The 12,520-nt window shown below is 51.4% G+C and carries 10 protein-coding genes; 8 read left to right on the top strand and 2 right to left on the bottom strand.

Annotated elements, in window-relative coordinates; genetic code table 11:
* Positions 1–41 precede the first annotated feature (41 nt).
* The 6 genes from lolA (at position 42) to BZK41_RS00240 (ending at position 7,566) form a co-directional block, all read left to right on the top strand.
* A complete protein-coding gene (lolA, locus tag BZK41_RS00265; RefSeq protein ID WP_003831898.1) occupies positions 42–653 on the top strand; it encodes an outer membrane lipoprotein chaperone LolA in 612 nt (203 codons plus the stop codon).
* Positions 654–663: 10 nt separating this feature from the next.
* The gene (gene rarA / locus BZK41_RS00260) at positions 664–2,007 is read left to right on the top strand and encodes a replication-associated recombination protein RarA (protein ID WP_079936795.1); all 1,344 of its coding nucleotides are present in this window, start codon (positions 664–666) and stop codon (positions 2,005–2,007) included.
* 92 nt (positions 2,008–2,099) lie between these two features.
* Positions 2,100–3,392, top strand: a complete 1,293-nt coding sequence (gene serS, locus BZK41_RS00255; protein WP_003831902.1) for a serine--tRNA ligase — start codon at positions 2,100–2,102, stop codon at positions 3,390–3,392.
* Between the two features lie 236 nt (positions 3,393–3,628).
* Positions 3,629–6,073 carry a dimethylsulfoxide reductase subunit A gene (dmsA, locus tag BZK41_RS00250; RefSeq protein ID WP_079936794.1) on the top strand — a complete coding sequence of 815 codons (2,445 nt, stop codon included), beginning with the start codon at positions 3,629–3,631 and terminating at the stop codon, positions 6,071–6,073.
* A 10-nt stretch (positions 6,074–6,083) separates the two neighbouring features.
* The gene (dmsB, locus tag BZK41_RS00245) at positions 6,084–6,701 is read left to right on the top strand and encodes a dimethylsulfoxide reductase iron-sulfur subunit DmsB (RefSeq protein ID WP_003831905.1); all 618 of its coding nucleotides are present in this window, start codon (positions 6,084–6,086) and stop codon (positions 6,699–6,701) included.
* Between the two features lies 1 nt (position 6,702).
* Positions 6,703–7,566, top strand: a complete 864-nt coding sequence (locus tag BZK41_RS00240; RefSeq protein ID WP_079936793.1) for a dimethyl sulfoxide reductase anchor subunit family protein — start codon at positions 6,703–6,705, stop codon at positions 7,564–7,566.
* Positions 7,567–7,676: 110 nt separating this feature from the next.
* On the opposite strand, the gene ycaC is transcribed toward BZK41_RS00240, so the two are convergent.
* Positions 7,677–8,303, bottom strand: coding sequence for an isochorismate family cysteine hydrolase YcaC (gene ycaC / locus BZK41_RS00235; RefSeq protein ID WP_003035746.1), 627 nt, complete (start codon positions 8,301–8,303; stop codon positions 7,677–7,679).
* A 385-nt stretch (positions 8,304–8,688) separates the two neighbouring features.
* Between ycaC and BZK41_RS00230 the strand changes: the two genes are divergently transcribed.
* Positions 8,689–9,837, top strand: a complete 1,149-nt coding sequence (locus BZK41_RS00230; RefSeq protein WP_079936792.1) for an MFS transporter — start codon at positions 8,689–8,691, stop codon at positions 9,835–9,837.
* Positions 9,838–10,050: 213 nt separating this feature from the next.
* Positions 10,051–11,472, top strand: coding sequence for an amino acid permease (locus tag BZK41_RS00225; protein WP_079936791.1), 1,422 nt, complete (start codon positions 10,051–10,053; stop codon positions 11,470–11,472).
* A gap of 118 nt (positions 11,473–11,590) precedes the next feature.
* On the opposite strand, the gene pflA is transcribed toward BZK41_RS00225, so the two are convergent.
* A complete protein-coding gene (gene pflA, locus BZK41_RS00220) occupies positions 11,591–12,331 on the bottom strand; it encodes a pyruvate formate lyase 1-activating protein (RefSeq protein ID WP_003035751.1) in 741 nt (246 codons plus the stop codon).
* Positions 12,332–12,520: the final 189 nt, after the last annotated feature.

Raw genomic sequence — 12,520 nt, 5'->3', positions numbered from 1 at the left:
GGGATCTCCCCGTTGGGAGTGACGTATTTTGAGGAATAACGATGAAAAGAATCGCAATCACCTGTGCATTACTGTCGAGCTTTGTGGTGAGCAGCGTCTGGGCTGATGCTGCCAGCGACCTGAAAAGCCGTCTGGATAAAGTCAGTAGCTTCCATGCCAGCTTTACTCAGAAGGTCACGGACGGTAGCGGTGCGGCGGTGCAGGAAGGTCAGGGCGACTTATGGGTTAAACGCCCTAATCTGTTTAACTGGCATATGACGCAGCCTGACGAGAGCATTCTGGTTTCCGATGGTAAAACGCTGTGGTTCTTTAACCCGTTTGTTGAGCAGGCGACTGCGACCTGGCTGAAAGACGCCACGGGCAACACGCCGTTCATGCTGATTGCGCGTAACCAGGCCAGCGACTGGCAGCAGTACAACATTAAGCAAAACGGCGACGACTTCGTGCTGACGCCAAAAACCAGCAGCGGTAACCTGAAGCAGTTTACTATCAATGTTGGGCGGGACGGGACGATCCACCAATTTAGCGCCGTTGAGCAAGACGATCAGCGCAGCAGTTATCAGCTGAAATCACAGCAGAATGGTGCGATTGAACCTTCGAAATTCACCTTTACCCCGCCGCAAGGTGTAACGGTTGACGATCAACGTAAGTAGAGGCGTGTGAGTGAGCAATCTGTCGCTCGACTTTTCTGATAATACCTTTCAGCCACTGGCCGCACGCATGCGGCCAGAAAATTTAGCACAGTACATCGGCCAGCAGCATCTGCTGGCTGCAGGTAAACCCTTGCCGCGCGCCATCGAGGCCGGGCACCTGCACTCTATGATTTTATGGGGGCCGCCGGGGACGGGGAAAACCACGCTAGCCGAAGTTATTGCCCGTTACGCCAACGCCGATGTTGAACGAATTTCGGCGGTTACCTCTGGTGTAAAAGAAATTCGTGAAGCAATTGAGCGGGCGCGTCAAAATCGTAACGCGGGTCGACGTACGATCCTGTTCGTGGACGAAGTTCACCGTTTTAATAAAAGCCAGCAGGATGCGTTTTTACCGCATATTGAAGACGGTACCATCACGTTTATTGGCGCCACCACAGAAAACCCCTCGTTTGAACTTAACTCGGCACTCTTGTCGCGGGCGCGTGTTTATTTACTGAAGTCGTTAACCACCGACGATATTGAACAGGTGCTTGATCAGGCGATGTCAGATAAAGCCCGTGGTTACGGCGACCAGGATATCGTACTGCCGCCAGAGACGCGTCGGGCGATTGCCGAACTGGTTAATGGCGACGCGCGGCGAGCGCTGAATACGCTGGAAATGATGGCCGATATGGCCGAAGTTGATGATTCTGGCAAGCGCGTATTGAAACCAGAATTGCTCACTGAAATTGCCGGTGAGCGCAGCGCACGCTTCGATAACAAAGGCGATCGTTTTTACGATCTCATCTCCGCATTACATAAGTCGGTTCGCGGCAGTGCTCCGGATGCAGCGCTTTATTGGTATGCACGCATCATTAGTGCAGGCGGTGACCCGCTGTATGTTGCTCGTCGCTGTCTGGCAATTGCCTCTGAAGATGTGGGCAATGCCGACCCTCGCGCCATGCAGGTGGCAATTTCCGCATGGGACTGCTTTACCCGCGTGGGACCAGCGGAAGGCGAACGTGCGATTGCACAGGCGATTGTTTATCTGGCCTGTGCGCCGAAGAGTAATGCGGTTTATACCGCCTTTAAAGCCGCGCTGGCAGATGCCCGCGAACGACCGGATTACGACGTGCCGGTCCACCTGCGCAATGCGCCGACCAAGCTGATGAAAGAAATGGGCTATGGTCAGGAGTATCGTTACGCCCATGATGAACCAAATGCCTATGCCGCTGGAGAAGAGTACTTCCCGCAGGAAATGGCACAAACGCGCTATTATCACCCCACAAACAGAGGTCTTGAAGGCAAGATTGGCGAAAAGCTCGCCTGGCTCGCCGGACAGGATCAAAATAGCCCTATAAAACGCTACCGTTAGTGTTATCGTTGCGGTAATGTTGTCTCTGTATCCCTGTGACCGCAGGCTGTGGTCACTTTCTCCTATTTTAATTCGATAAGCACAGGATAAGCATGCTCGATCCCAATCTGCTGCGTAATGAGCCAGACGCAGTCGCAGAAAAACTGGCAAGCCGGGGCTTTAAGCTGGATGTAGATAAGCTGCGCGCTCTTGAAGAGCGTCGTAAAGTTCTGCAGGTACAAACTGAAAACCTGCAGGCAGAGCGTAACTCTCGATCGAAATCCATCGGCCAGGCAAAAGCGCGCGGGGAAGATATCGAGTCTTTACGTCTGGAAGTGAACAAACTGGGCGAAGAGCTGGATGCCGCGAAAGCTGAACTTGATACCTTACAGGCCGAGATCCGCGACATTGCGCTGACCATTCCTAACCTGCCAGCGGACGACGTTCCGGTGGGTAAAGATGAAAATGACAACGTCGAAGTCAGCCGTTGGGGTACTCCGCGTGAGTTCGATTTTGAAGTGCGCGATCACGTTACCCTGGGTGAAATGCACACGGGTCTTGATTTTGCCGCTGCGGTTAAGCTGACCGGCTCTCGTTTCGTCGTGATGAAAGGGCAGATCGCGCGTATGCACCGTGCGCTGTCTCAGTTCATGCTGGATCTGCATACCGAACAGCATGGTTACAGCGAAAACTACGTTCCGTATCTGGTTAACCATGACACGCTGTACGGTACAGGCCAACTGCCGAAATTCGCTGGCGATCTGTTCCACACCCGTCCGCTGGATGAAGAAGCTGACAGCAGCAACTATGCGCTGATCCCAACGGCTGAAGTTCCGCTGACTAACCTGGTGCGTGACGAAATCATTGACGAAGATGCGCTGCCGATCAAAATGACCGCGCATACGCCGTGCTTCCGTTCTGAAGCAGGTTCTTACGGTCGTGATACCCGTGGTCTGATCCGTATGCACCAGTTCGATAAAGTTGAGATGGTGCAGATCGTTCGCCCGGAAGACTCTATGGACGCGCTGGAAGAGATGACCGGTCATGCCGAGAAGGTCCTGCAACTGCTGGGTCTGCCGTACCGTAAGATCATCCTGTGCACAGGCGATATGGGCTTCGGCGCATGCAAAACGTACGATCTGGAAGTGTGGATCCCGGCGCAGAACACCTATCGCGAAATCTCCTCTTGCTCTAACGTGTGGGATTTCCAGGCCCGTCGCATGCAGGCGCGTTGCCGCAGCAAATCCGACAAAAAGACCCGTTTAGTACATACGCTGAACGGTTCCGGTCTGGCGGTTGGGCGTACGCTGGTTGCGGTGATGGAAAACTATCAGCAGGCTGATGGCCGTATTCAGGTTCCGGAAGTGTTACGTCCGTACATGAATGGCCTGGAATTTATCGGCTAAGCTACCTTTCTTTGCTAAAAAAGCGCCTCAGGGCGCTTTTTTTATGCCCGTTTGACGTCGGACAATAACACCTACCTCCATAGGAGTAATACTGCCTTCGAATGAAAGTCAGTATTTATCTCTGTCTTTTTGCAAATTCAGTATCTACCAGTCTGTATATCGCTATTAACGCTATATAAAAATATATACAACGAGTATTTCTCTTTTGTTTATTGTGAGCAGCAGAGTGAGCCACTATGAAAACTAAGATCCCCGATGCCATGCTGGCAGCTGAGGTTAGTCGCCGAGGTTTGGTGAAAACGACGGCGATAGGCGGACTGGCGGTGGCCAGTAGCGCGTTTACCCTGCCATTTACCCGAATTGCAAATGCTGCAGAAGCCCTTAATCCGACACAGTCCAATGAGAAAGTCATCTGGAGCGCGTGTACGGTGAACTGTGGTAGCCGCTGTCCTCTGCGTATGCACGTGGTAGACGGTGAAATAAAGTATGTTGAAACCGACAACACCGGTGATGACAACTACGACGGCTTGCACCAGGTACGTGCCTGTCTGCGTGGTCGCTCCATGCGCCGTCGCGTTTATAATCCCGACCGTCTGAAATACCCGATGAAACGCGTCGGCAAACGCGGCGAAGGTAAATTTGAACGTATCAGCTGGGATGAAGCTTACGACATCATTGCCAGCAATATGCAGCGTCTTATCAAAGACTACGGCAACGAGTCTATCTACCTGAACTACGGCACAGGTACGCTGGGCGGTACCCTGACACGCTCCTGGCCGCCGGGCAAAACGCTGGTGGCACGGTTGATGAACTGCTGTGGTGGTTACCTGAATCACTACGGTGACTACTCTTCAGCGCAAATCGCTGCCGGGTTGAACTACACCTACGGCGGCTGGGCAGACGGTAACAGCCCGTCCGACATTGAAAACAGCAAGCTGGTGGTTCTGTTCGGGAATAACCCAGGTGAAACCCGTATGAGCGGGGGTGGGGTAACCTATTACCTTGAACAGGCGCGACAGAAATCCAATGCCCGCATGATCATTATCGATCCTCGCTACACGGATACTGGCGCGGGTCGTGAAGATGAGTGGATCCCGATCCGCCCAGGTACCGATGCGGCGCTGGTTAATGGTCTGGCGTATGTGCTGATCACCGAAAACATGGTCGATCAACCGTTCCTTGACAAATATTGCGTGGGTTACGACGAGAAAACCTTACCGGCCAACGCACCGAAAAACGGTCACTATAAGGCGTATATTCTTGGGCAGGGCAAAGATGGTATCGCCAAGACCCCGGAATGGGCAGCGCAAATTACCGGTATTCCTGCTGAACGAATCGTCAAACTGGCCCGTGAAATCGGTAGCGCTAAACCGGCATACATCAGCCAGGGGTGGGGACCGCAGCGTCATGCTAACGGTGAAATAGCGACCCGTGCCATTTCTATGCTGGCTATTCTGACCGGTAACGTTGGGATTAACGGCGGCAACAGCGGGGCGCGTGAGGGCTCATACAGTTTGCCGTTTGAACGTATGCCTACGCTGGAAAACCCTGTAGAAACCAGCATCTCTATGTTTATGTGGACGGACGCCATTGAGCGAGGTCCGGAGATGACGGCGCTGCGTGACGGTGTTCGTGGGAAAGATAAGCTCGATGTTCCGATTAAGATGATCTGGAACTATGCGGGTAACTGCCTGATTAACCAGCACTCTGACATCAACCGCACACATGAAATCCTGCAGGACGATAAGAAGTGCGAGATGATCGTTGTCATCGACTGCCATATGACCTCCTCGGCGAAATATGCGGATATTTTGCTGCCGGACTGCACCGCTTCGGAGCAGATGGACTTCGCACTGGATGCCTCTTGCGGAAATATGTCGTATGTGATTTTCACCGATCAGGCGATCAAACCACGCTTCGAATGTAAGACTATCTACCAGATGACCAGCGAGCTGGCGAAACGCCTTGGCGTTGAGCAGCAGTTTACAGAAGGTCGTACTCAGGAAGAGTGGATGCGTCATCTCTACGAGCAGTCGCGCAAAGCCATTCCAGAACTGCCAACGTTTGAAGAATTCCGCAAGCAGGGGATCTTTAAACAGCGCGACCCGCAAGGGCATCATGTGGCGTACAAGGCGTTCCGTGAGGATCCTAAAGCTAATCCGCTGACCACGCCGTCAGGTAAGATCGAAATTTATTCGCAGCAGCTTGCCGAGATCGCGTCAACCTGGGAACTGCCGGAAGGTGATGTGATCGATCCGCTGCCGATTTATACCCCAGGCTTTGAGAGCTTAAACGATCCGCTGGTGGAGAAATTCCCTCTGCAGTTGACCGGTTTCCACTACAAGTCTCGCGTCCACTCGACCTATGGCAACGTGGATGTTCTGAAAGCATCCTGCCGCCAGGAAATGTGGATCAACCCGATGGATGCACAGCGGCGCGGCATTAACAACGGCGACAAGGTGCGCATCTTTAACGATCGTGGTGAAGTGCATATCGAGGCGAAAGTAACGCCGCGTATGATGCCAGGCGTGGTGGCATTGGGCGAAGGGGCGTGGTATGACCCAGACGCAAAACGCGTGGACCAGGGCGGTTGTATTAACGTCCTGACGACCCAGCGTCCGTCTCCTCTCGCGAAGGGGAATCCATCACACACGAACCTTGTTCAGGTTGAAAAGGTGTAAGGAGTAACCGATGACAACCCAGTATGGATTTTTTATTGATTCCAGCCGTTGCACCGGTTGCAAAACCTGCGAACTGGCCTGCAAAGATTTCAAAAATTTAACCCCTGAAGTCAGCTTCCGCCGCATTTATGAGTACGCGGGCGGTGACTGGCAGGAAGACAACGGCGTCTGGCATCAGAACGTCTTTGCCTATTACCTCTCCATTGCGTGTAACCACTGTGAAGACCCGGCCTGTACCAAGGTGTGTCCGAGCGGTGCGATGCACAAACGTGAAGATGGCTTTGTTGTTGTCGATGAAGATGTGTGCATCGGCTGCCGCTATTGCCACATGGCCTGTCCTTACGGCGCACCACAGTACAATGCTGACAAAGGGCACATGACCAAATGCGATGGCTGCCATGAGCGCGTCGCTGAAGGTAAGAAACCTATTTGCGTCGAGTCCTGTCCACTACGTGCGCTGGATTTTGGCCCAATTGATGAACTGCGCAAGAAACACGGTACTTTGGCTGCGGTTGCGCCACTGCCGGGAGCGCACTTTACCAAACCGAGTATTGTCATCAAACCTAACGCCAATAGCCGCCCAACCGGGGATACCACAGGTTATCTGGCCAATCCGAAGGAGGTGTAAGATGGGAAGTGGATGGCATGAATGGCCGCTGATGATCTTCACGGTCTTCGGACAGTGTGTGGTTGGCGGTTTTATTGTTCTGGCACTTGCGTTGATGAAAGGTGACTTACGCCCAGAATCGCAGCAGCGCGTGATTACCTGTATGTTTGGGTTGTGGGTATTAATGGGCATTGGTTTTATTGCCTCCATGCTCCACCTGGGCTCACCGATGCGTGCCTTTAACTCTCTCAATCGCGTTGGGTCATCTGCGTTGAGTAACGAAATTGCCAGCGGCTCACTCTTCTTTGCTGTTGGCGGTATCGGCTGGCTGCTGGCTATGTTGAAAAAAATGTCGCCCGCATTACGCAATCTATGGTTAGCTGTCACCATGGTGCTGGGTGTGGTTTTTGTCTGGATGATGGTGCGCGTGTATAACACCATTGATACCGTACCGACCTGGTACAGCGTCTGGACACCGCTGGGTTTCTTCCTGACGATGTTTATGGGCGGTCCGCTGCTGGGATATCTGTTACTGAGAATTGCTGGTGTGGATGGTTGGGCGATGCGCCTGCTGCCGGCTATATCAGTGCTTGCTCTGGTCGTGAGCGCCATCATGTCGGTAATGCAGGGAACTGAACTGGCAACGATCCACAGTTCGATTCAACAGGCATCTGCACTGGTTCCGGATTACGGTTCGCTGATGGCGTGGCGGATTGTGGCACTGGCGTTAGCGCTGTGCTGCTGGATAGTACCGCAGGTGAAGGGTTACCAGCCTGCCCTTCCACTGCTTTCCGTCGCGTTTATTCTGCTGTTGGTCGGCGAGCTGATTGGTCGTGGCGTATTCTACGGGCTGCATATGACCGTCGGTATGGCGGTGGCGAGTTAATTCATAACATGCCGGATGGCGGTTCGCGTTTTATCAAGCCTACAGTATCCGTAGGCCTTAACGCTGCGCGCCATCCGGCGATATGCCAGGCCAGGGGTTTGCCCCAGTCTTTACTTCTGCTTAGTTAACGTGTCATAGCTGGTCATCAGATTGCGATAATCCGGAATGTGATTAGAGAACAATGTCGCCAGACCTTCGATATCGTTGCGCCAGTCGCGGTGCAGTTCGCACGCTACTCCGAACCATGTCATCAATTGAGCGCCTGCTTGAGACATCCGGTCCCATGCTGAATGGCGGGTAATTTCATTAAACGTACCTGAAGCATCGGTGACAACAAAAACGTCAAAACCTTCTTCAATAGCCGAGAGCGCAGGGAAGGCGACGCAAACTTCCGTCACGACACCAGCGATAATCAGCTGCTTTTTGCCGGTCGCTTTTACTGCCTTCACGAAATCTTCGTTATCCCACGCGTTAATGTTTCCTGGGCGAGCAATATAGGGCGCATCGGGAAATTGGGCTTTCAGTTCCGGAACCAGCGGTCCGTTTGGTCCTGTTTCAAAACTGGTTGTCAGAATGGTTGGGAGGTTGAAGTATTTTGCTAAGTCACCCAGGGCTAGCACGTTGTTTTTAAATTTATCGGGATCGATATCCCGAACCAGTGAGAGCAGGCCAGCCTGATGGTCGACCAGCAGTACTGCCGCATTGTCTTTATCAAGTCTTACGTAAGGTTTAGTCATGGTATTTCTCCTGTTCAGTATCAGTGGGGGAAATTTGATGAGTTTAAGTCTACGAAAAGAACGATATTTGGATTAGATAGATAAATAAGAACTCACTGTTCTATTTTGGAGACAATGCGGCTCAGCATCCCGCATAGAGTTTAGTAAGAAATAAAAGTAAGGGGAGTCCATGAAATTTTTCGACTGAACGTACCGCGAGATTTTTGTTTTAGATCAATAAAAACAAGCAGATGTGTTTTTGTGTTTTTTATCTATTCACATTAAGAATCAGTAATGCAAATCGATCGACCAGAAAGCGCCTCAGCCCTCTGATTACGCCGATTGACAATGTTTTTAGCAGTGGCATGATGCGCATGAAATTTGAACTTCCTCACGGTTTTTATTCATGTCTACCTATACCCGACCCGTCATGCTATTGCTGTGCGGGCTACTTCTGTTGACCCTGGCGATCGCCGTGTTAAACACGCTCGTCCCGCTTTGGCTCGCCCATGAAAATCTGCCCACCTGGCAGGTAGGCGTAGTGAGCTCGTCTTATTTTACCGGTAATCTGGTAGGGACGTTGCTGACAGGGTATTTAATAAAGCACCTTGGTTTTAACCGCAGCTATTACATCGCCTCGCTTATTTTTGCCGCGGGTTGTGTCGGGCTGGGGATCATGGTGGGATTCTGGAGCTGGATGACCTGGCGTTTTATCGCCGGTGTTGGCTGCGCCATGATCTGGGTGGTCGTGGAAAGCGCGCTGATGTGCAGCGGGACGTCACGTAATCGCGGACGATTACTTGCCGCTTATATGATGATCTATTACGTGGGAACGTTTTTAGGCCAACTGCTGGTCAGTAAAGTATCAACAGAATTGATGAACGTCCTGCCGTGGGTGACGGGTACTATCCTGGCGGGTGTTCTGCCATTGCTCTTTACGCGCATCGCCAATCAGCAGGGTGATGAACAGCAATCTACGCCTATTGCCTCCATGCTGAAGCTGCGTCAGGCGCGTCTGGGTGTTAATGGCTGCATTATTTCCGGGATCGTGCTGGGATCTTTGTATGGTTTGATGCCGCTGTATCTCAATCATCAGGGAGTGAGTAACGCCAGCATTGGTTTCTGGATGGCGGTTTTGGTAAGTGCTGGTATTCTGGGACAATGGCCAATTGGCCGTCTGGCGGACAAGCTGGGACGTCTGTTGGTTTTACGCGTCCAGGTTTTCGTGGTGATCGTCGGAAGTATCGCCATGCTGAATCAGGCGGCGATGGCGCCTGCGTTGTTTATGTTGGGTGCGGCAGGTTTTACCCTCTATCCGGTCGCGATGGCCTGGGCCTGTGAAAAGGTAGAACATCATCAACTGGTCGCCATGAATCAGGCATTGTTATTGAGCTATACCGTGGGCAGTCTGCTGGGTCCTTCATTTACAGCGATGCTGATGCAGAATTATTCAGATAGCTTGCTGTTTATCATGATCGCCAGCGTATCGTTTATTTATTTACTGATGCTGCTGCGTAAGACGGGCCATACGCCCAATTCTATTGCGCACATTTGACGTGATTTAACAGAATGTGAACAGGTTCCCATACATATTGTTTATGTATGCTTTATGGGAACCTGCATTATTTAATCACACACTTCTTTCCTGAAAATAAAGTGTGCAGAAGGTTATAGTTTTACATCCTGCCGTTTCCGCTCTCTCATTTTACCGCGCATAATCCCACGCCTTATTTATTGATAATCAAAAAGCTTCCACAAAGGATTGCGTATGTCTGGTGTGCAGGAAAAACAATTGCGGTGGTACAACATTGCATTGATGTCATTTATTACCGTTTGGGGTTTTGGCAACGTCGTTAACAACTATGCTAATCAGGGATTGGTTGTTGTCTCCTCCTGGATATTTATTTTCGCGCTCTATTTTATTCCTTATGCGTTGATCGTCGGGCAGCTTGGCTCAACCTTTAAAGAGGGTAAAGGCGGCGTCAGTACCTGGATTAAACATACCATGGGGCCAGGGTTGGCCTATCTTGCTGCCTGGACCTATTGGGTTGTGCATATACCTTATCTGGCGCAAAAACCGCAGGCTATTCTGATTGCGCTGGGATGGGCGCTGAAGGGCGATGGTTCGCTGATAAAAGAGTACACCGTCGTGGCATTGCAGGGGCTGACGCTGGCGCTTTTTGTCTTTTTCATGTGGGTTGCGTCCCGTGGCATGAAGTCGCTGAAAATTGTTGGGTCAGTTGCAGGCATCGCGATGTTTGTGATGTCCATTTTGTATGTCGTGATGGCGGTAACTGCGCCTGCAATTACGGATGTGCAGATAGCGACAACCAATATCACCTGGGAATCGTTTATCCCGCACATCGATTTTACCTACATTACCACGATCTCCATGCTGGTCTTTGCCGTGGGCGGCGCGGAGAAAATTTCACCCTACGTTAATCAGACACGTAATCCGGGCAAAGAATTTCCGAAAGGGATGCTCGTTCTGGCTGTTATGGTAGCGGTATGCGCGATTCTCGGGTCGCTGGCTATGGGAATGATGTTTGACTCCCGGCATATTCCAGATGACCTGATGACGAATGGTCAATATTACGCCTTCCAGAAATTGGGTGAGTTTTATGGCATGGGTAATTCGCTGATGGTTATTTACGCGATTGCCAATACGCTGGGACAGATTGCGGCTTTGGTATTTTCTATTGATGCACCGCTTAAAGTTCTGCTGGGCGATGCTGATCGTAAATATATTCCCGAGAGCCTGTGTAAAACCAACGCTTCCGGTACGCCGGTAAATGGTTATATTCTGACTCTGGTGCTGGTGGCGATTCTGATTATGTTGCCAACACTAGGAATTGGCGACATGAACAATTTGTATAAATGGCTATTGAATCTTAACTCTGTCGTGATGCCATTGCGTTATTTATGGGTGTTTGTGGCGTTCATTGCCGTTATTCGCCTGGCGCAAAAATATAAATCGGAATATGTCTTTATTCGCAACCGATCGCTTGCGATGACCGTAGGGATCTGGTGCTTCGCCTTTACCGCCTTTGCCTGTCTGACCGGGATCTTCCCGAAAATGGAAGCCTTTACCCCTGAGTGGACATTCCAGCTCACGCTGAATATTGTGACGCCGTTTGTGCTGGTAGGACTGGGATTGATTTTCCCGCTACTGGCGAGAAGAGGGCGCTAAAGACGAGAGCAGGAGATAGCGTCGCTTTCTCCTGTTAACCGTACCTTCGATTTAAATATTGTCGCTTAGATAGCAAAACGGCTGCCATTTGGGGCAGCCGTTTCGTGGAGGCTAAAACTCAATACATCACTTTATGTCCATATTGCTCGAGAATGCCCTTCACGCGCTCCATGGTCTCTTTCTTCGGCGGTTTAACGCCATCCAGTTTGTACTCTTCGCCCATTGCCACCCATTTGTGTTTGCCCAGTTCGTGGTAAGGCAGCAGCTCGATTTTTTCAACGTTGCCCATATCGCGGGTAAATTCGCCGAGACGGTGTGCGGAGTCGTCGTCATCAGACCAGCCAGGGACGACAACATAGCGGATCCACACTTTGATGTCTTTGTTTGACAGGTAACGCGCGAACTCCAGCGTACGATGGTTAGATACGCCGACCAGATTCTGATGGATTTCATCGTTCATCTGTTTGAGATCGAGCATGACCAGGTCGGTGACTTCCAGCAGCTCATCGATCACCGGATCGTAGCGGCGAACAAAACCGTTAGTATCCAGACAAGTATGAATACCTTCTTTTTTACAGGCGCGGAACCAGTCACGTACGAATTCAGCTTGCAGGATAGCTTCGCCGCCGGACGCCGTCACGCCGCCGCCGGATGCGTTCATAAAGTGACGATAGGTCACCACTTCTTTCATTAATTCGTCGACGGTGACTTCTTTACCGCCGTGCGTATCCCACGTGTCTCGGTTATGGCAATACAGGCAGCGCATCAGGCAGCCCTGAAAGAAGGTAATAAAACGGATGCCCGGGCCATCAACAGTGCCACAGGATTCAAAGGAGTGAATGCGACCAATAACTGACATTGCGGTGTTTCTCCAGGTGTGGCCCATCCGGGGCCAGTGTTAGTGCACAGTTATTAACTGTGTCGAGTCTGTTTTGGCAGTTATCCATACTTTTCGTCTTTCAAGCTGCATCTTTGTTAGCTTCCTTCGCTCACCCCAGCCACGTACTTCTGTACGCTCCAGGGGATTCACTCCGTTGCTGCCTCAATG

Origin of the sequence: Citrobacter sp. A316 (assembly GCF_002042945.1) — a bacterium.
Taxonomy (GTDB): Bacteria; Pseudomonadota; Gammaproteobacteria; order Enterobacterales; family Enterobacteriaceae; genus Citrobacter; species Citrobacter portucalensis.
The sequence above is the reverse complement of the archived record's forward strand: the minus strand, read 5'-3'. Positions and strand labels throughout refer to the sequence as shown.